The following is a 17,717-nucleotide window of genomic DNA, read 5'->3' on the forward strand; positions in this document are numbered from 1 at the left end:
ATGACGCTCCCCGCACTCGCCGCGGTGCTCTTCCGCCTCGCCTCGACGGCAACCCCCCTCCAGAGCGGTACGGTTCTCGACATCGCGTCGCTGTTCCCGACGTTCGAACTCCGCGTCGCCGCGAGCGTCCTCGTGACCGTCGCGGTCGTCGCCGTCTGGCGGCTCGGCGCTCGGCTCCACGACAAGGAACTCGAGGCCGTCTCGATGCCGGTGTGGCATCTCTCGGTGACCGTGCTTCGACTCGTCGTCGTCGCCGGCGGCGGGGGGTTCGTCTTCGCGCTCTGGTCGCTGTCGGGCGACATCGGCACGATTTCGGCGCAGTACGACCTCGGCAGAGAGACGTTCGTCCGCATCGCGCTGTCGGCGGCGTTCGTCGTCGGCGCGTACGTCCTCACGAGCGTCCTCGGCCGGTTCATCGGTGAAATCGCGAGCACGCGCCCGGAGATTTCGGACCACCAGCGCGAAATCATCTACCGCATCGCGCAGGTGACGACCTACCTCACCACGCTCGCGGTCATCCTCGGTATCTGGCGGGCCGACCTCGGCGGCTTCCTCGTCGGCGCTGGCTTCCTCGGAATCGTGGTCGGGATGGCCGCGAGACAGACCCTCGGGTCGCTCATCGCGGGCTTCGTCATCATGTTCTCCCGACCGTTCGAAATCGGTGACTGGGTCGAAGTCGGCGACCACGAGGGAATCGTCACCGAAATCACGGTCGTGAACACGCGTATCCAGACGTTCGACGGCGAGTTCGTGATGATTCCGAACGACGTGGTGAGTTCGGAGAGCCTCGTCAACCGGAGCCGAAAGGGGCGGCTCCGCCTCGACATCGAGGTCGGCGTCGACTACGACGCCGACATCGACCGCGCCGCAGAGGTGGCGCAGGCGGCCGTCGAAGACCTCGACGAGGTGCTGTCGGTACCGAAGCCGCAGGTCGTCGCAAAGCGGTTCGGGGACTCGGCGGTCGTCCTCGGGGTGCGCCCGTGGATAGACCGCCCGAGCGCTCGGCGGTGGTGGCGCGCGCGCACCGCGACCATCTCGGCCGTCAGCGAGGCGTTCGACGAGGAGGGAATCGCGATCCCGTTCCCGCAGCGCGCGCTGTCCGAGCGCGACCCTTCGGGTCCGATTTCGCTCACGGATCAGCGACCCGAGGCGAGCCCCGAGGCCGACGGCGGCGTCGAGGGAGGCGACGAATGACCGACCTCGCCGAGCGCCGCGGGATGAACACCTCGGTCTACCAGCCGGCGGAGGACTCGGGCCTGCTCGCGCAGGCCGCGGTCGGACGCGTCTCGGGGCGCGTCCTCGAAGTCGGGACTGGCTCGGGCTGGGTCGCAGAACAACTCGCGACGAAAACCGACGCCGACGTGGTCGCGAGCGACCTCAACCCCCACGCTTGCCGGCAGGCGGCCGAGCGCGCCGCCGCCCTCCGCGAGGAGGGCCACCGCGGGTTCGAGGTCGTCCGCGGGAGCCTCGCCGAACCGTTCCGCGACGACGCCTTCGACGCGGTGGCGTTCAACCCGCCGTACCTCCCTGAGGACCTCGAAGCCGCGCGCGACGACTGGATGGAGGTCGCGCTCACCGGCGGCGAGGACGGCCGCGAAATCATCGACCCCTTCCTCGACACCGTCGAGCGCGTGCTCAAACCCGGCGGCACCGTGTTCCTCCTCGTGAGTAGCTTCACCGGCTACGACGAGGTGCTCGCGCGCGCCGAGGCGAACGGCTTCGGCCACGAGGTCGTCGTTCAGGAGTCGTACCCCTACGAGACGCTCACGGTGCTCGCGTTGGAATAACTAATGCGCATATATTGATACAGGAAATATTATACACCGTCATTTCTTAGCGAGAGGTGATGACTGAACTCGTCTCGACGACACCGGGACTGTATCCCCTCCCGGATTGGGCGAAACAGGAGCTTTCGGACCTCAAGGGCCACCAGAAACACGACCTCATCTCCGGTAACGAGGGCGGCGACATCGTGGGCGCGTACGACCGCGCCCGCGAGGAGGTCGTCTCCGAACAGACCGACGCCGGCCTCGACCGCGTCGTCGAGGGGCAACTCCGCTGGGACGACATGCTCGCGCACCCGCTGACGGTCCACGAGAACGTCGAGACCGGCGGCATCGTCCGCTACTACGACAACAACAACTTCTACCGCGACCCGCAGGTCAGCGGCGAACTCACCTTCTCCGGCGACGTCGCGGCCGAACTCGACGCCACCGCCGACCTCCTCGGCGGCGACGAGTCGCTGCAGGCGGTCCTCCCCGGCCCGTACTCGCTTTCGGACCTCGCGACCGACGAGCACTACGGCGACGAGGCGGAGTTCCTCGACGCCGTGAGCGAGTTCCTCGCGGGCGAGGTCGACGCCTTCCCCGACCACGAGACGCTGTTCCTCCTCGAACCCTCGCTCGTGTTCTCGCCGCCGGGCGAGGACGTCGACGAGCGCGTTCCCGAGGCCATCTCGGCCGTCTCCGACGCGACCGACGCCGACGTGGTCGTCCACACCTACTGGGGTGCGCTCGACGAGAAGGTCTACGCGCACCTCATGGACGCCGACGTGGACGCCATCGGCTTCGACTTCGTCGCCGGCGACCGCGACCAGACGCTCTACAACGTCAACGAGTACGGCACGAAAGACGACATCGCCCTGGGCCTCGTCGACGGCCAGAACACGCTGGTCGAAGACCCCGAGACGGTCCGCGAGCGCGTCGAGTGGACCCTCGACAACGTCCAGAGCCAGACGTTCGACACCGCCTACGTGACCTCCAACACCGAACTGTTCTACCTGCCGGAGAACCGCGCGACGGAGAAACTCGCCGCCCTCGCGGCCGCCACCGAGGACGAACTGGAGGTGGAAGCATGAGCCGCGACGCCGAGAACCGCGAGCAGTTCCGCCCCGAAGCCCACGACACCGAGCACTTCCTGCTCACCACCGTCGTCGGCTCCTACCCCAAGCCCAAGTGGCTCAACCGCGCCAACGACCTCGCGGAGGACCCCGACTCCAAGTTCACCCAAGAGCACCTCCACGAGGCTCACGACGACGCCTGTCGCGTCATCACCCGCGAACACGAGCGCTCCGGCCTCGACACCGTCGTCGACGGCGAGATGCGCCGCGAGGAGATGGTCGAGTACTTCGCCCACCGCATCCCCGGCTACGAGTTCAACGGCCCGGTGAAGGTGTGGGGCCACAACTACTTCGACAAGCCCTCCGTCGTCGGCGAGGTCGAGTACGACGAGCCGTGGCTGGTCGACGAGTTCGAGTTCACGAGCGACGTGGCCGCCAAGCCCGTCAAGGTGCCCATCACGGGCCCGTACACGCTGGCGAGCTGGTCGTTCAACGAGCACTACGACTCCGAGGCGGACCTCGCGTACGCGCTGGCCGACCTCGTCAACGAGGAGATCGAACAGCTCGTCGAGGCGGGCGCGACCTACATCCAAATCGACGAGCCCGCGCTGGCGACGACGCCGGACGACCACGCCATCGTCGGCGAGTGTCTCGAACGCATCGTCGCGGGCGTCCCCGACGAGGTCCGCATCGGCCTCCACGTCTGTTACGGCGACTACTCGCGCATCTACCCCGAACTCAACGACTATCCCATCGACGAGTTCGACGTGGAGCTCTGCAACGGCGGCTACGAGCAGATTGACGTGTTCACCGACCCCGAGTTCGAGCCGGACCTCGCGCTCGGCGTCGTGGACGTCCACACCGCCGAAGTCGAGAGCGTCGAGGAGATAAAAGAGAACATCAAGCAGGGCCTGAAAGTCGTCCCGCCGGAGAAGCTCACCGTCTCGCCCGACTGCGGCGTGAAGCTCCTCCCCCGCGAGGTCGCCTACCAGAAGATGGAGAACATGGTCAAGGCCGCCCGCGAGGTCGAAGCCGAACTCGACGCCGGCGAAATCGACCTCGACGCGCCCGTCCCGCAGGCCGACTGAGCGACCGCCGCCGCGTTCGCGTTCGTTCTTTTTCGTCCGTCACGACCCGCGACCCCAGAGCCGCGGGCCTTCACCGCGTTCGGTCGCGCCCCAGCGGACGGCGAACACCGCCGCGAGCGCGAGGGCCACGGGTTCCATCTCGACCGTGTGACACGCGGTTCGCCGGGAGGCGAGAAAACCGTTGTTCGCCGCGCGGTGGACGGTCAGGCCGCGGTGAGGGTCGGCCTCGTCCGGCCTCGCGTGGCTGGTGGTAGTATTCCGCACACCCCGTCGCAGACGACGCGATGTCCGACGGCTGGAGCGCGGACGAGAGGGGAGACGTGGCCGTCGCTCCTCTCGGAAGAAAGCGTGAGAACCGCGAGACGAGACTTACTCGTAGAGCCAGGTCTCGTCGACGCGCTCGTAGTCGACGAGTTCGTCCTCGTCGAAGAAGAGCGCGATTTCGCGCTCGTTCGCGCCCTCGTCCTCGTGGTCGGAGCCGTGGATGACGTTCCGGCCGAGGTCGAGACCGTAGTCGCCGCGGATGGTGCCGGGGGCGGACTCTGCGGGGTCCGTCTCGCCCATCATGCGGCGGACCTGTCGCGTCGCGTCCTGTCCTTCCCAGACCATCGCGAAGACGGGACCGGACGTGATGAAGTCGACGAGACCCTCGAAGAAGGGCTTGCCCTCGTGCTCGCCGTAGTGGTCGTGGGCGAGTTCCTCGTCGATTTGCATGAACTTGCCGGCGACCATCTTGAGACCGCGGTCCTCGAAGCGGGAGACGATGTCTCCGATGAGGCCGCGCTGGACGCCGTCGGGCTTGACCATCACGAAGGTGCGCTCTGCGTCGGACATCTAGTTGTCCTCCGCCTTGCCGCTCGCGCGGCGGCCGGCCTCCGTCCACTCGAGGTCGCGGGCCTCGCGGCCGAGGAAGTAGTTCTTCTCGGCCTTCGAGTCCTTGAAGTGGAGGATGGTGCCGTCGGTCTTGACGTACATCGTGCCCGTGCCGGGCTCGATTTCCTCACCGCTGTAGTCGCACGTGCGCTTTTCGACCATTGTTACTGCCCTCCGATGGAGTCGGCGTCACGCTGAGTCTCGCGGAGCTGGAGGATGTCGCCCTCGCGGACGGGACCCAGCACGTTTCGCGTGATGATACGGCCCTGGTTGGAGCCTTCGCGGATGCGGCACTTGACCTGCATGGCCTCGCCGTGCATCCCAGTCTTTCCAACGACTTCGATGACTTCGGCAGGCGTCGAGTCGCTGGCTTGTTCGTCCGCGCTCATGGTCGGTTATCGAAGGTCCTCGACCTTAGTCGCGATGTCCTCGACATCGTCGGACGCGTCGCCGGCGTCGACGATGGCGGCCGCGGCACTGCCGACTTCGAGGCCGGCGGCGTGGCCGATGTCGTCCTGCGTCTCGACGAAGATGAACGGAATGCCCTTCTCGTCGGCGAGTTCGGGCAGGTGCATGACGATTTCCTCGGGGGAAACGTCTTCCGCGATGAGGACGAGCTGGGCGTTGCCCCGCTCGATGGACTTGGTCGTTTCGTTGGTTCCTTTCTTCACGATACCAGTATCTCGGGCGACCTCGAGCGCCTCGACGGCGCTGTCAGCGAGGTCGGCCGGTACGTCGAAGTCTACGTAGACAGCCATTGTTGTTCACCTATATCCTGCTCGCGGGCTCGACTCCCTCGCCGGTATCACACCGGTCGGTCGGTCGCGACCGGTCAACGATATCCCTACGGCGAGGAGGTTCATCAACCCCGGACAGGCTGTAACCATCCTTTGCTCCGGCCCCCATAAAAGCGCTTTCAAAATCGTAGCGCCGTGCGACGCGTCCGCACGACCCGCGAATCGCCCGATTTCTCGTCGACGGGACTGTCGAAATATCCGTGTCGGTTGGTCACTCGACCCATCATGTGCTGGGCGTGACGCCCGACTGGAACCGCCGCTTCACCGACCGACGGACGAGGTCGCTCGCAGCCGACCGAAGGAGGTGAATAGCCGCGCCGACGTATCCATCCCATGACCGAACTCGGCGACGACCCCGATGTCGAGGCGCTCGCCGCCGCCCGCCGCGAGGAGGCGCTGGCGACGAACCAGCGACGCCTCCTCGTCCTCGCCGGCGACCGCGACGCCGGCATCGACGCCGCCTTCGACGCGGTCCGCGGGGCCGACGTGCCCGACGACGAGGTGACGTTCGCCACCGCCCGCGAGGGGTTTCGCTTCCACCGCGTTGAGCCGAAGCGCGCCTCGTCGCTCCTCGGGACGACCCGGACGCTCGTCGTCCTCGACGCCCACGAGGAGTTCTCGGCGAACGCGCTCGGCCGCGTCGCCGGCGCGGTCGACGGCGGCGGCCTGCTCGTTTTGCTCACCCCCTCGCTCGACGACTGGCCGACTCGCCGCGACTCGTTCGACGAGCGACTGGCCGTCCCGCCCTTTTCCGTCGCGGACGTGACCGGTCGCTTCCGCGGCCGACTCGTCTCGACGCTCCGGGACCACCCCGGCGTCGCGCTCGTCGACCTCGATTCGGGGACCGTCGAACGCGACGGCGCGTACCGACAGGGAATCAGCTTCGACGCCGCCCCGCCGCGGGTGCCGACGGAGAAAGACCGCCGATTCCCGCGGCGCGCCTACGAGGACTGCCTCACCGCCGACCAGTCCGAGGCGCTCGCCGCGCTCGAAGCCCTGACGGAACCGGGGACCGCCGTCGTCGTTGAGGCCGACCGCGGCCGCGGGAAGTCGAGCGCGGCGGGCCTCGCCGCGGGGAGCCTCGCCGCCGAGGGCAAAGACGTGGTCGTGACCGCGCCCGGCGAGCGGAACGCCGCCGAGGTGTTCGCCCGCGCCGAGCGACTTCTTTCCGAACTCGGCGCGCTCCGCGGCGGCGGCGCGGACGACTTCGACATCGCGGCCGACCGCGGCGGGCGGGTCCGTTACGTCCCGCCGACAGAGGCCGGCGACGCGGCGGCCGACGCCGACGCGCTCGTCGTGGACGAGGCCGCGGCCCTCCCCGTCGGGCTCCTCGAATCGTTCCTCGCCGCGCCCGCGGTCGCCTTCTGTACGACCGTCCGCGGCTACGAGGGCGCGGGCCGCGGCTTCGCCGTCCGCTTCCGCGACCGTCTCGACGACGCGGACCGCGAGGTGACCGACGCGCGCCTCGACGACCCGATTCGCTACGCCGCCGGCGACCCCGTCGAGTCGTGGACGTTCCGCGCGCTCCTCCTCGACGCCCGCCCGCCGGTCGACCAACTCGTCGCGGACGCGACGCCTGAGACCGTCTCCTACCGGGCGCTTTCGCCCGACGACCTACTGGCTGACGAACACCTGCTCCGCGAGGCGTTCGGCCTGCTCGTCCTCGCCCACTACCGGACCGAACCGGACGACCTCGCCCGCCTCCTCGACGCCCCGAACCTGACGCTCCGGGCGCTCACCCACGAGGGCCGGGTCGTCTCGGTCGCGCTCCTCGCCCGCGAGGGCGGCCTCGACGCCGACACCCGCCGGCAGATGTACGACGGCGGCCGCATCCGCGGGAACATGCTCCCCGACGTGTTCACGAGCCAACTCCGCGACGAGGGCGCGGGCGTCCCCGTCGGCTACCGCGTGATGCGCATCGCCACCCACCACGCGGTCCGGTCGTCCGGCCTCGGCTCGCGGCTCCTCACGGAGCTACGCGACGAGTTCGCGGACGACGCGGACTACCTCGGCGTCGGCTTCGGCGCGACCCCCGAGCTCCTCTCGTTTTGGCGCGACAACGGCTACGGCACGGTCCACCTCTCGACCACCAGAAACGACACCAGCGGCGAGTACTCGGCGCTCATGATGCGCCCGCTGTCGTCCGCCGGTCGCGACCTCCGCGACCGCCACGCGAACTGGTTCCTCGGCCGCGTCGGCGACGTGCTCGGAGACGCCCTCTCGGACCTCGACGCCGACGTGGCGCGGGCCGCCCTCGCCGCCGTCGATAGCTCCCTCTCGCCCGACCTCTCCGAGTACGAGTGGCGCGTCGTCGTGGGCGCGTCCTACGGCCCGGGGCTCTACACGACCGCGCCCGGCGCGTTCCGCCGTCTCGGACTCGCGCACCTCACGAACCCCGAACGCGCGTCGCTCACCCCCCGAGAGGAGCGACTGGTGGTCCGCAAGGTCCTCCAGACGCATCCGTGGGACGCCGTCGCGGACGAACTCGACTTCCACTCGACCGCGGGCGCGATGCGCGCGCTCGGCGACGCCTACGAACCGCTCGTGGACGAGTACGGCACCGACGCGGCACGCGAGGAACGCGAGCGATTCCGGTGAGACCCGCCCGGGGAGCGGCCGCGTCTCAGTCGCTCGCCCGCCGACACACCGATGGTCGTCGGAGCCGACGCTCTCCGTATGGCCGAGTGCAGCGAACCCGACTGCGAGAACGTCGCGGCGGTCAGGCTCTACGTGCCGTGGGACGCCGACAGGAACGTCTGTACGGCTCACGCGAGAGCGCTCGTTCAGCAGGACGGCGTCGTCGCTGAACCCCTCGACGGGGCCGAAGACGACTGGTCGTAAGCCGGTCGGGTGGTCGCGCGACCGGTCGTGGGCGGGACCCGCGAAGCCGACGCGTCGCTGGCGAGCGCGACGACGCGCAGAAAATCAGGGTCGGAGACGGAGCGAATCTGCGCTCACCGGAGCGAGACGGCCATCATCACTTCGTCGACGTAGTCGCCGTCTATCTTGTAGTGGCCGTCGCGGACGGCTTCGGTCTCCCAGCCGTGGCCTTCGAGGAACGCGATTGCCTCCTCGTTGGTCGCCGGGACGCTGTTGTAGAGCTTCTCGAAGCCGCGCTCGCGCGCCCAGTCGACGCCGCGGTCGAGGAGTTTGCTCCCGATGCCGTGGCCGCGGAACTCCGGTCGCGTACCGACGGTCAGGACGGCGGTGTGGCTCAGTTTCTCCGCCTCGGGCAGGTCGAGGTGGACCCAGCCGGCGAGTTCGTCGCCGACCGTGGCGACGAACACCATCCGGGAACTGACCTCGTTGTGTCGGAGGACGACTTCCTCGTGGTCGAGCAGGTCCGCGACCGTCTCGGCCTCGATGTACCGGCCCTCGTCCGCGACCTCGTGAATGGCGTTGACGAGGCTCTCTAAGTCGACGTTCTGGGCCATCCGAATCGTCACGTCGAGGTCACCGAGTTCGACCGTCTCCGCCTCGCCGGGCGCGTAGGCCACCTCGACGTGGTTGCCCACCTTTCGGATGTAGCCGTCGCGTCGCAGGACGGTCAGGTGCGCCCCCAGCGCCGCCGGCTCGAAGTTGAGCGCCCGCCGTACCTCGTCCTCGCGGACGGTCCCGTGACGCTCGATGTACTCGTAGATGTCTTTGCGGTCTTTGTGTCCGAAGTTGAGACTGTCAGTTACTTCCATGGTACACAATCACACCCATGATTTATAATTGTTGTTCGTGCCGGACCCGACGACAGTCGGCCCCGCCAACGGGTAGGGTGGGGGAGCTGTGGGCCCCCTCAGCGCCGCTCGGGGACGCAGGTCAGCAGTTGGGCGGTGTCGACCACGTCGTGGGTCCGGAGCAGGACTTCGGCGGCCTCGCGGACCGTGAAGTCCGCGTCGAGGTCGACGCCGTAGCACCGGGCGTACATGGCCAGCCAGTCGTTCATCGCCCGGTGGAGCAGTTCGAACTCCTCGCCGGTAAACGAGACCTGCCGGTCGCCCGTCCGCGCGCTGACGTAGAGCGACACCGCCGGGCCGACGCCGTCGCGGGCACATTCGAGCGCGCGCCGGTCCGCGGCCGACGACGGCGGCGGCTCGAACGACTCCCGGGCCTCTCGGGCCTCGGCGGCGAGGGCTCTGGCGCGCTCCCCGAACCGAACGTCTTCGGGGTGGCGCTCCGCGGCCCCGCGGCCGTCAGCGACGGGGCGGGACTCCGATTGGGTCACGTCGCGACTCATGGGCTCACCTCGGTCATCCCCACTTGAACTCGACGCCCTTGTCGCCGCGCGGGTGGCTCCAGTCGGTGTCGGCGACGACGGCGCAGGTGCCGCACTCGACGCAGGGTTGGGTGTCGAGGCTGACGACGCGCTCCTCGGAGCCGTTGGTGCGGACGACCTCCTCGCGGTAACAGCCGCCGCCGAAATCGACCGCCGAGACCGGACAGGCCGCCACCGCGGCCCCGCTCGCCTCGTAGGACTCGTCGCGAAGCGTGATGTGCGGGTTGCCGATGTCGGTGTCGTAGGTCAGCCCGCCGATGCGGGCTTCGAGGTCCGGCGGCGTCACCGAACTCGTCTCGCGCACCCGCGTCCCCAACTCCTCGGCGATGACCGTCGGGAGCGTGACGTAGGGCGTCCGCGTGTCCGGCATCAAAGCCGACAGCGTCGGGACGTTGTAGAGGCGTTCGAGCCGCCCCGAGAGCGCCCTGATGCCGGCGCGTCCGACCGCCGAGGTGAGCACGGTGTCGACCACGTCGGTCACGCCGTCGTCCTCGGCGACGCCGCGGAGCAGTTCGTAGCCGCGGGGCCGGAGCTTCTTCATCACGCCCTCGCTCCGGAGTTTGCGGGCGTATCGCGTCCCCGCCTTCTCCGGTTCGTTGCGCGACTTGGCCTGCGCGTACGACTCCGCCGCGAGCGCCCCGGCGGTGACGGCGTGGTTCATGCCCTTGATGATGGGCCCCTGCGCCTGCATCTGGCCGGCGGCGTCGCCGACGAGGAGCAGGCGGCCGAAGTGCGGTTCGCGCAGGGCGACCTTCTTGGAGTCGGGCACGAGCTTCGCGCTGTACTCCAGTTCGGTGTAGTCGTCACCGAGCCACTGCGCGAGCAACGGATGGGTCAAGAGCCCGTCCAGTAGCTCGTGCGGTTCGGCCCGTTCCGCGACGAGGCTGTCGAGGTGGAACACCGTCCCGAGCGACAGCGTGTCGCGGTTCGTGTAGAGGAAGCCGCCGCCGCGGACGCCCTCGAACAGGTCGCCCGAGAACAGGTGCGCCGCGCCCTCGTCTTCGGCCACGTCGAACCGGTCGGCGATGGCGGCTTCCGGCATGTCGACGACGGCCTTGACGCCTTGGAACCACTCGTCTGGCTCGTCCCAGTCCATCAGGCCCGCGTCGCGGGCGAGTTCGGAGTTCACCCCGTCGGCCGCGACGATGATATCGGCGGTTATCGGGTCGAGTTCGTCCAGCGTGACGCCGACGATGCGGCCCTCCTCGCGGAGCAGGCCGTTGACGTGGACGCCCGTCAGGAGGCCGCCGCCGGTCTCGCGGGTCCGCTCGTGGACACGGGCTTCGAGCCACGAGTCCATCTTCCGCCGGAGGACCGAGTCGGACCACTCGGTGTCGTGTTCGTGGAGGTCCGTGAGGTCGAACGACTCCACCTTGTCGCCGGCGATGTTGTGGATGCGGTACTTCGTGATGGGCCGCTCGGCGGCCGCCTCGCGGAACCCCGGAAAGAGGTCGTCGATGGTGTACGGCGCGGACTCCTCGGCGTAGATGAGCCCGCCCGAGACGTTCTTCGACCCGGCCTCGACGCCGCGTTCGAGGACGAGCGTCTCGATGCCGTAGTTGGCGAACGTCGCGGCCGCCGCCGCGCCGCCGGGACCCGCCCCGACGACGAGCGCCTCGTAGTGTTCGTAGTCGCTCATCGCGACTCACCCCGGTCGTCCGCGGCCGCGCCAGCGCCAGCGCCATCGTCGGGCGTTCCGGTCGGCGGCGTCGATGCCGCGCACCCCCCGTCGCTCGCCACCGCCGCCTCGAACCGGCCCTCCTTGAGCGCCGTCGTCAGCCTCGGCAACACCTCGAACAGGTCGCCCTCGATGAAGTAGTCCGAGAAGTCGCGGATGCGGGCGTCGGGGTCGGTGTTGACGGCGACGATGGTGTCCGACTCGTCCATGCCAACCTTGTGCTGAACCGCGCCGGAGATACCCGCCGCGATGTAGAGTTTCGGCGCGACGACCTGCCCCGTCTCGCCTATCTGTCTGTCCTCGTGGGTGTACTGCTCGACGTGGCCGTCGAAGTTGAACGACCCCGTGACGATGCCGCGGGTGACGCCCACCTCGGCGTCCTCGAACTGGTCGACGAGGTCCAAGGCGAGTTCGATGCCCTTCGTCGGGTCGTCACCGATGCCGCGGCCGACCGCGACGATGACCTCGTGGCCGGTCAGGTCGATACCCTCGTCCAGTCGGTCGTAGTCGGTGACGGTGACGCGGAACCAGTCGTCGTCGAGCGGGGCGTCGTGTTCGACGACGAGGCCCTCGCGCTCGGCGTCGGGTTCGGGCAGGTCGAAACTCCCCGGGATGACCGACGCGCCCTGCGGGTGGAACTCCCGCGTCGGGTTGTCGATACAGAGGATGGTCGAGTACTCGAAGCCGGAGAAGTCCGGGCGCTTCATGTGCAGGACGCGCTGGAACTCCTTTTTCTCGCCGGCGACGCCGGTCTTGACCGGGTTCGAGATGACCTCCTCTGTGATGTAGAGCCCCGAGCAGTCGCTGGCGAGGCCGGAGTCGAGTTCGGCCTGCACGAGCGCCGAGAGGTCCCGGCCGTTGTTCGTCGCCGGGAACAGCACGTACCGCGGCTTGTCGTAGTCGCGCCACGGTTCGTCGCGGCCGTCCGTGACCTCGAAGTTCTGGTGGGTGGCTCCCGCGCGGCCCATGTCGCAGAATATCTCGGTGTACGGCTTGTGCTGGAAGCGTTCGAGTCTGGCGTCCTCGCGGACGACGACCACGTCCGCGCCGTAGGCGATGACGTCCTCGACGTGCTTCGACACGTCGGCGCCGATGAGCACCGCGACGACCCGCTCGTCGGTCGTGTAGTCGTCGTTGTAGGTGTCCATCAGTTCGCGGGCCTTCCCGAGCATCTCCTTGGACACGTCCACGAGTTCGCCCGCCTGCGTCTCGCAGTAGACCCACATGTCGCGGTAGGTTCCCCCGTGGAGCGACCGGACGTGACGCTTGTCGCGGGTCGGGTGGTCGAGGTCCGGGTGGCGCTCCTCGGGTGTCCGGTCGTCCACCTCGACTTCCGTGTCCTCCTCGTCGCTTCCCTTCACGGAGTCGATGCGGTTTCTGATGAGTCGCTTCACCGGGTCGCGGTTCTCGCCCGCCTCCTCGCGTTCGAGGAGCGATTCGAGCTCCGAGACCTCTTCGACGCTCTGGAGGGCGTTTCCGACCTCCGCGGTGCTCATCGACGCGAGGTCCAGCCCGTCGGCGTCGGCCGGCTCCTCGTCCTCGGAGAACTTCTCGATGCGGCTCTCGATGAGCGCAACGGCCGGCGCGCGGTTCTGCCCGCGGTGTTCGGCCTGCAGAATCTCCTCTAACTCGCCGAGGTCGTCGATGTCTTTGATAGCCGGACCGAGCTCCGAAATCTCGTAGTCGCCGGGGTCGAAGTCGGTCACGCTCAGTCACCCCCCGTGGCCGCGGCGTCCCCGTCGCCGTCGCCCACCGCCGACTGCATCGCGGTCAGCACGTCCTGCATGGCTCCCGCGTCGTCGGGGTCGACCATCGTCGCCTCCCGCTCCGCCGGGGCCTTCGGAATCGGGTCGACCGACGAGACGATGGTCGGCGAGCCGTCGAGACCGATGTAGTCCGGGTCGACGTTGATGTCGGCGTGGTCCCGCACCGTCAGGTGCGCCTCGTAGTTCTCGGCGCGCGCTCGGGTCTCCTCGCGGAGGTCCTTCAGCGTCAGGCGCTCGCCCGCCGTTCGATACGACGGCTCGAACTCGGGGTCCGCGACGACGAACGCCGGAAGCTCCGTCTCCACGGTCTCTATCTCTTCGATGTCGCCTTCGACCAGTCGCTTGGCGCGCAGGGTCCCCGCCTCCTCGTCGATGTCGAGGGAGATGACGTGCGTGACGAGCGGCATGTCGAGACACCAGTTCGTCTGCGGGCCGGTGTGGCCCGTCTCCCCGTCCGCGGTCTTGAACCCGGCGAACACCACGTCCGGTTCGCCGAGCGTCTCGATGCCCGCGCTGAGCGTGATGGCCGTCGCCCACGTGTCGGCGGCCGCCATCTCGCGGTCCGAGACGAGGTGGAGGTCGTCGGCGTACACCGTCTCCATCGCCTCCTGTAACACCTCCTTGTACCCCGGCGGCCCCATGCTCATCACGCTCACTCGCCCGCCGTGTCGAACCCGCGTCTGGAGCGCCGCCTCCAGCGCGAAGCGGTCGTTCGGATTCATCACTGTGGGCGTCTTCCCCCGTTCGAGATGCCCGTCCTCGTCGAACGATACCTGGCCCTCCCGGAAGTCGGGCACGCCTTTGGTAAGTACCACCATGTGCATTGAGAACACTCTCCAGTTAGTGCTAGCTCATATTCATAATAATCTTTTGTGCTAGGTGATTGGAACGTCTGTGCCGCTCAGCGGCGTCGTTCTCGGCGGGGCTACCCGCAAAAAATCGGGGTTTCTTCCCTCAGATGCGTCCCGCTCGCCCGGGGTCGACGTCGATGGCGTCGACCGGGCAGACGTCGACACAGAGCATGCAGTCGATGCACTGGTCTTCGTGGGTCGGTTCGGCCTTGATGTCGGACTCCGGGTGCCCCGGCGTGTCGACCCACGTGAACACGTCCACGGGGCAGTCCTCCAGACACGCCCCGTCGGCGAGACAGATGTCGAAGTCCACCGCGACGTGCGTGCCGTGGATGCCGTGTTTCTCCGGCGGGTCGACCGGTCCCCAGACGGCCACGCCGTTTTCCTCGCCGACCTTCTCCCTGTTTGCCTCGAACTGCGGGTCGATAGCCATGACTCTTAGTGACATATTCCGGTAGAGGCAATAAACTATCCCCCGAACGGGCAGAAAGCGGGCGACTCGTCGCATGAGTCGGTACCTCGACCCCCGCCGCGGCCGCGTCGGGGCCGCCACGCGCCCACTCGGTGGGGTGAATAGCCCCCGGCCCGAACCACCCCGGTATGGACGTGTTCCTCTGGGTCGCGCTCGCCCTCTTGGTCCTCGGCGTCGTCGGGAGCGTACTCCCGCTGCTTCCCGGTGCGCTCCTGTCCGTAGTCGGCGTGGTCGTCTACTGGGTGTCGACCGGCTTCTCGGAGCCCGGTCCCATCGCGTTCGTCGGGCTCACTCTCGTCGGCCTCGTCGCGCTCGTCACCGACTACGCCGGCGGGATGGTCGCCGCGCGGTTCGGCGGCGCGTCGACCCGAACCTCGATTGTCGCCGGCGTCGTCGGCTTCCTGCTCATGTTCCTCATCGGCCCGCTCGGCATCTTCGTCGGCGTCGCTGGCACCGTCTTCGCCCTCGAATACGTCGACCATCAGGACGCGGAAGAGAGCGGTCGGCGCGCCCTCGTCGCCACCGTCGGCGTCCTCGCCACCGCGGCGGTGCAGGCGCTGTTGACGTTCTCGATGCTCGTCGGGTTCGTCCTGACCGTGGTGCTCTGAGCGCAGGCCGGTTTTCGCGTTCCCGCCGACTCACCGCTCGTCTCGCCGCCGAATCAGCCCCGTCTCCGCGTCGGCGACGACCCGCGCGGGCGCGCCGTCGGCGTCCACCCGAAGCGGCATGACGTACAGGTCGAACGTCCGGTCGGTCGGGAGCGCGTCCAACCCGCAAAGGTTCTCGACGACGAGGAGCCCCGCCCCGAGAATCGCGTGGTGGGCGGGCACGCCGTCGCCGCCGGTCGGGTCCGGACTGAGCGCGTCGATACCGACCGAGAGCCCGCGGTCCGCGCAGGCGCGCGCCGTCTCGGGCGCGAGTGCCGGGTGGTCGGCCATGCGTTCGGTCCCCCACTCGTCTTCCCAGCCGGTTCGGAACACGAGAAAATCCACGCGCGGTTCGAGGCGTTCGGGAATCGCGTCCGGGCCGATTCGACCGCGGGGTCCCGCGCCTCGACAGTCGATTGCGCGAGCGGTGAACCGGAGGTCGTCGGCCGGGAAGTCGTCGAGCGTCGCGCCGTCCGGCTCGGTGTGCGCGGGGGCATCGACGTGCGTGCCCGCGTGGGTTCCGAGTTCGAGCCGCGAGACGCGATAGCCGTCGGTCTCGAAGTCGGCGTGCGACTCGACTGCGACCGGCGGGTCGCCGGGGTACGTCGGCATCCCTGTTTCGACGCGGCGGGTGAGGTCGAGGAGGGTCATACGGCTCCTTAGGCGGGGGTGGGTAAAACGAGTGTTCGTGTCGAAAGCGACTGTCCGTCGCTCGACCTACTTGTGCGCGAAGTAGACGACCGTCTCGTCGTCGCCGCGGTCGTCCACGCGGACGAAGCCGACGCGCTCGAACTGGACGAGTGCGTCCTCGGGCACGTCACCGAAATCGGGTTCAGCGACGCCCGTCACGTCGCCGTCCATGGTGCGCATGCGGACCGGGACGCCGTCGGTCGGTGCCCAGTGAATCACGTCTACGTCGCCCTCGCGGACCACGTCGAGGGCGTCGCCGGTGGCGACGAGCGAGTCGCCCTCGCGGCGGACCGCGCCGAAGCCCTTCAGCCAGACGCGCTCGCCCTCGGCGGGCACGTCGCCCGATTCGAGGAGGACGCTGTCGCCGACGGGGATGTCGCGGGTGCCGCGCTCCTCGAAACTCGGGTGGAGCGGCGGGTGGGCGCTGTCGGGGCCGCCCTCGACGGCGAACGCTTCCCCCTCGCGGACGAGGAAGTAGCGGTCCGTGTCGTCGTCGACGAGGTCGCGGTTGTTCGCGTAGACGGTCGACATCGAGAGGTCGACGTTCGAGGTGGAGGTGCCGAGGCCGACCATCGCGTCCACGATGGCCTGCCCGCGGATGCCGCGGCGGCGGAGGCTCTTGATGGTCGGCACGCGCGGGTCGTCCCAGCCCTCGACCTCGCCCGCGTCGATGCGTTCCTTGATGCTCGACGTGGACATCTTCACGTCGTAGGCGTCGACCTGCACGTGGCCCCAGTGGACGACCTCGGGGTAGTCCCAGCCGAAGTAGTCGTAGACGAACTGCTGGCGCTTCGCGGAGTCCTGGAGGTCGATGCCGCGGATGATGTGGGTGACGCCCGTGAGGTGGTCGTCGACGCCGGACTGGAAGTCGAGCATCGGCCACGCGCGGTAGTCGGCCGCCTCCTCGCGGGGGTGCGGCGTGTCTATCATGCGGAAGGCGACCCAGTCGCGCAGCGCGGGGTTCTTGTGCTCGATGTCGGTCTTGACGCGGAGAACCATCTCGCCCGAACTGTACTCGCCTGCGACCATGTCCTCGAACTCCTCGCGGGTCGTCTCGGGGTCCTTGTCGCGGTGCGGACAGGGCTTCCCGTCGTTCTTCAGGTTCGAGAACTCCTCGCCCGAACACGAGCAGGTGTACGCGCCGCCCATCTCGATGAGTTCGCGGGCGTGGTCGTAGTACGTCTCCACCCGGTCGGAGGCGCGAATCACGTCGTCGGGCTCGAACCCGAGGTAGTCGATGTCGTCGAGGATGGCGTCGTACGCCGTCAGGTCCGGTCGCTTCGTCTCCGGGTCGGTGTCGTCGAACCGAACGATAAACGAGCCGTCGTACATCTCCTTGTACGTCCCGATGACCGCGGGCATGCGGGCGTGGCCGAGGTGCCACGGGCCGTTGGGGTTCGGCGCGGCGCGCATGCGGACCTCGTCGTACGCCTCGACGTTCGGAAGGTCGGGGAGCAGCGAGTCGTCCGCCTCTTCTTCGGCTTCCATCTCAGCGAGTTCCTCGGGCGCGAGGTCTTCGAGTCGCTCGCGCTTTTCGCCCGCCGACAGCCGGTTGACCTCGGCGACGACGGGGCCGATGAGGCCCGGAATCTCGCCGCCGTGCTGTCGGAAGTCGGGGTTTTCGCCCATCAGCGGGCCCATAATCGCGCCCACGTCGGCGTCGCTGTCGTGTTTCACCGCGTTGAGAAGCGCGTGCTTCTCGGCCTCTCGCTCGATGCGCTCTCGAAGCTCGTCGTCCATTACCGTTCG

Annotated in this window: 20 protein-coding genes; 7 read left to right on the forward strand and 13 right to left on the reverse strand. The window is 68.5% G+C overall.

What is annotated here, in order from left to right; all coding sequences use genetic code 11:
• The 4 genes from DVK03_RS09390 to DVK03_RS09405 are packed head-to-tail and all read left to right on the forward strand — an operon-like array spanning position 1 to position 3,927.
• Positions 1-1,194 carry a mechanosensitive ion channel family protein gene (locus DVK03_RS09390; RefSeq protein WP_004061366.1) on the forward strand — a complete coding sequence of 398 codons (1,194 nt, stop codon included), beginning with the start codon at positions 1-3 and terminating at the stop codon, positions 1,192-1,194.
• Positions 1,191-1,787, forward strand: a complete 597-nt coding sequence (locus DVK03_RS09395) for a HemK2/MTQ2 family protein methyltransferase (protein WP_115802803.1) — start codon at positions 1,191-1,193, stop codon at positions 1,785-1,787. Before DVK03_RS09390 ends, DVK03_RS09395 begins: the two co-directional genes overlap by 4 nt.
• Before the next feature lie 59 nt (positions 1,788-1,846).
• Complete coding sequence (locus tag DVK03_RS09400; RefSeq protein ID WP_006601523.1) at positions 1,847-2,857, forward strand: vitamin-B12 independent methionine synthase; 1,011 nt, start codon at positions 1,847-1,849, stop codon at positions 2,855-2,857.
• A complete protein-coding gene (locus tag DVK03_RS09405; RefSeq protein WP_006601522.1) occupies positions 2,854-3,927 on the forward strand; it encodes a methionine synthase in 1,074 nt (357 codons plus the stop codon). Before DVK03_RS09400 ends, DVK03_RS09405 begins: the two co-directional genes overlap by 4 nt.
• Positions 3,928-3,966: 39 nt before the next feature.
• Here the strand turns inward: DVK03_RS09405 and DVK03_RS09410 are convergent, their stop codons facing one another.
• The 5 genes from DVK03_RS09410 to rpl7ae all read right to left on the reverse strand — a co-directional run bounded on the left by DVK03_RS09410 (position 3,967) and on the right by rpl7ae (position 5,558).
• Positions 3,967-4,191 carry a hypothetical protein gene (locus DVK03_RS09410; RefSeq protein WP_115802804.1) on the reverse strand — a complete coding sequence of 75 codons (225 nt, stop codon included), beginning with the start codon at positions 4,189-4,191 and terminating at the stop codon, positions 3,967-3,969.
• Positions 4,192-4,296: 105 nt separating this feature from the next.
• Entirely contained in the window at positions 4,297-4,761 is a 465-nt protein-coding gene (gene ndk, locus DVK03_RS09415) for a nucleoside-diphosphate kinase (protein ID WP_004042970.1), read from the reverse strand.
• The gene (locus DVK03_RS09420) at positions 4,762-4,962 is read right to left on the reverse strand and encodes a 50S ribosomal protein L24e (RefSeq protein WP_004061377.1); all 201 of its coding nucleotides are present in this window, start codon (positions 4,960-4,962) and stop codon (positions 4,762-4,764) included.
• Between the two features lie 2 nt (positions 4,963-4,964).
• Positions 4,965-5,189, reverse strand: a complete 225-nt coding sequence (locus tag DVK03_RS09425; protein WP_004042966.1) for a 30S ribosomal protein S28e — start codon at positions 5,187-5,189, stop codon at positions 4,965-4,967.
• 6 nt (positions 5,190-5,195) lie between these two features.
• The gene (rpl7ae, locus tag DVK03_RS09430; protein WP_004042964.1) at positions 5,196-5,558 is read right to left on the reverse strand and encodes a 50S ribosomal protein L7Ae; all 363 of its coding nucleotides are present in this window, start codon (positions 5,556-5,558) and stop codon (positions 5,196-5,198) included.
• Between the two features lie 372 nt (positions 5,559-5,930).
• Between rpl7ae and tmcA the strand changes: the two genes are divergently transcribed.
• Entirely contained in the window at positions 5,931-8,195 is a 2,265-nt protein-coding gene (gene tmcA, locus DVK03_RS09435; RefSeq protein WP_115802805.1) for a tRNA(Met) cytidine acetyltransferase TmcA, read from the forward strand.
• A 78-nt stretch (positions 8,196-8,273) separates the two neighbouring features.
• Positions 8,274-8,438 (forward strand): hypothetical protein, encoded by a 165-nt coding sequence (locus tag DVK03_RS09440; RefSeq protein WP_172795821.1) that lies wholly within the window; start codon positions 8,274-8,276, stop codon positions 8,436-8,438.
• A gap of 113 nt (positions 8,439-8,551) precedes the next feature.
• Here DVK03_RS09440 and DVK03_RS09445 read toward each other — a convergent pair whose 3' ends face one another.
• The 6 genes from DVK03_RS09445 to DVK03_RS09470 form a co-directional block, all read right to left on the reverse strand.
• Complete coding sequence (locus tag DVK03_RS09445; protein ID WP_008611747.1) at positions 8,552-9,286, reverse strand: GNAT family N-acetyltransferase; 735 nt, start codon at positions 9,284-9,286, stop codon at positions 8,552-8,554.
• A gap of 98 nt (positions 9,287-9,384) precedes the next feature.
• A complete protein-coding gene (locus tag DVK03_RS09450; RefSeq protein WP_115802807.1) occupies positions 9,385-9,825 on the reverse strand; it encodes a hypothetical protein in 441 nt (146 codons plus the stop codon).
• 13 nt (positions 9,826-9,838) lie between these two features.
• Complete coding sequence (locus DVK03_RS09455) at positions 9,839-11,503, reverse strand: FAD-dependent monooxygenase (protein WP_008610359.1); 1,665 nt, start codon at positions 11,501-11,503, stop codon at positions 9,839-9,841.
• The gene (locus DVK03_RS09460; protein WP_115802808.1) at positions 11,500-13,248 is read right to left on the reverse strand and encodes an electron transfer flavoprotein subunit alpha/FixB family protein; all 1,749 of its coding nucleotides are present in this window, start codon (positions 13,246-13,248) and stop codon (positions 11,500-11,502) included. The genes DVK03_RS09455 and DVK03_RS09460 overlap by 4 nt, the downstream gene beginning before the upstream one ends.
• A 2-nt stretch (positions 13,249-13,250) precedes the next feature.
• Positions 13,251-14,132 (reverse strand): electron transfer flavoprotein subunit beta/FixA family protein, encoded by an 882-nt coding sequence (locus tag DVK03_RS09465; protein ID WP_115802809.1) that lies wholly within the window; start codon positions 14,130-14,132, stop codon positions 13,251-13,253.
• A 130-nt stretch (positions 14,133-14,262) separates the two neighbouring features.
• Positions 14,263-14,592 (reverse strand): ferredoxin family protein, encoded by a 330-nt coding sequence (locus DVK03_RS09470; protein ID WP_004042948.1) that lies wholly within the window; start codon positions 14,590-14,592, stop codon positions 14,263-14,265.
• A 167-nt stretch (positions 14,593-14,759) separates the two neighbouring features.
• Here DVK03_RS09470 and DVK03_RS09475 point away from each other — a divergent pair, with 167 nt between their 5' ends.
• Positions 14,760-15,239 (forward strand): DUF456 domain-containing protein, encoded by a 480-nt coding sequence (locus DVK03_RS09475; RefSeq protein WP_004042946.1) that lies wholly within the window; start codon positions 14,760-14,762, stop codon positions 15,237-15,239.
• A 30-nt stretch (positions 15,240-15,269) separates the two neighbouring features.
• On the opposite strand, the gene DVK03_RS09480 is transcribed toward DVK03_RS09475, so the two are convergent.
• Both DVK03_RS09480 and DVK03_RS09485 read right to left on the reverse strand, forming a co-directional pair.
• Positions 15,270-15,929, reverse strand: a complete 660-nt coding sequence (locus DVK03_RS09480) for a cyclase family protein (protein ID WP_006601519.1) — start codon at positions 15,927-15,929, stop codon at positions 15,270-15,272.
• A 66-nt stretch (positions 15,930-15,995) separates the two neighbouring features.
• Positions 15,996-17,708, reverse strand: a complete 1,713-nt coding sequence (locus tag DVK03_RS09485; protein WP_115802810.1) for a glutamate--tRNA ligase — start codon at positions 17,706-17,708, stop codon at positions 15,996-15,998.
• Positions 17,709-17,717 lie beyond the last annotated feature (9 nt).

Source organism: Haloferax sp. Atlit-109R (assembly GCF_003665865.1).
In the GTDB taxonomy this organism is placed as follows: domain Archaea; phylum Halobacteriota; class Halobacteria; order Halobacteriales; family Haloferacaceae; genus Haloferax; species Haloferax volcanii.

Coding starts and splice junctions, on each gene's coding strand:
- DVK03_RS09425 (WP_004042966.1), bottom strand. CDS start 5,189: ATGAGCGCGGACGAACAAGCCAGCGACTCGACGCCTGCCGAAGTCATC.
- tmcA (WP_115802805.1), top strand. CDS start 5,931: ATGACCGAACTCGGCGACGACCCCGATGTCGAGGCGCTCGCCGCCGCC.
- DVK03_RS09440 (WP_172795821.1), top strand. CDS start 8,274: ATGGCCGAGTGCAGCGAACCCGACTGCGAGAACGTCGCGGCGGTCAGG.
- DVK03_RS09450 (WP_115802807.1), bottom strand. CDS start 9,825: ATGAGTCGCGACGTGACCCAATCGGAGTCCCGCCCCGTCGCTGACGGC.
- DVK03_RS09475 (WP_004042946.1), top strand. CDS start 14,760: ATGGACGTGTTCCTCTGGGTCGCGCTCGCCCTCTTGGTCCTCGGCGTC.
- DVK03_RS09390 (WP_004061366.1), top strand. CDS start 1: ATGACGCTCCCCGCACTCGCCGCGGTGCTCTTCCGCCTCGCCTCGACG.
- rpl7ae (WP_004042964.1), bottom strand. CDS start 5,558: ATGGCTGTCTACGTAGACTTCGACGTACCGGCCGACCTCGCTGACAGC.
- DVK03_RS09485 (WP_115802810.1), bottom strand. CDS start 17,708: ATGGACGACGAGCTTCGAGAGCGCATCGAGCGAGAGGCCGAGAAGCAC.
- DVK03_RS09455 (WP_008610359.1), bottom strand. CDS start 11,503: ATGAGCGACTACGAACACTACGAGGCGCTCGTCGTCGGGGCGGGTCCC.
- DVK03_RS09470 (WP_004042948.1), bottom strand. CDS start 14,592: ATGGCTATCGACCCGCAGTTCGAGGCAAACAGGGAGAAGGTCGGCGAG.
- DVK03_RS09395 (WP_115802803.1), top strand. CDS start 1,191: ATGACCGACCTCGCCGAGCGCCGCGGGATGAACACCTCGGTCTACCAG.
- DVK03_RS09420 (WP_004061377.1), bottom strand. CDS start 4,962: ATGGTCGAAAAGCGCACGTGCGACTACAGCGGTGAGGAAATCGAGCCC.
- ndk (WP_004042970.1), bottom strand. CDS start 4,761: ATGTCCGACGCAGAGCGCACCTTCGTGATGGTCAAGCCCGACGGCGTC.
- DVK03_RS09445 (WP_008611747.1), bottom strand. CDS start 9,286: ATGGAAGTAACTGACAGTCTCAACTTCGGACACAAAGACCGCAAAGAC.
- DVK03_RS09465 (WP_115802809.1), bottom strand. CDS start 14,132: ATGCACATGGTGGTACTTACCAAAGGCGTGCCCGACTTCCGGGAGGGC.
- DVK03_RS09400 (WP_006601523.1), top strand. CDS start 1,847: ATGACTGAACTCGTCTCGACGACACCGGGACTGTATCCCCTCCCGGAT.
- DVK03_RS09480 (WP_006601519.1), bottom strand. CDS start 15,929: ATGACCCTCCTCGACCTCACCCGCCGCGTCGAAACAGGGATGCCGACG.
- DVK03_RS09405 (WP_006601522.1), top strand. CDS start 2,854: ATGAGCCGCGACGCCGAGAACCGCGAGCAGTTCCGCCCCGAAGCCCAC.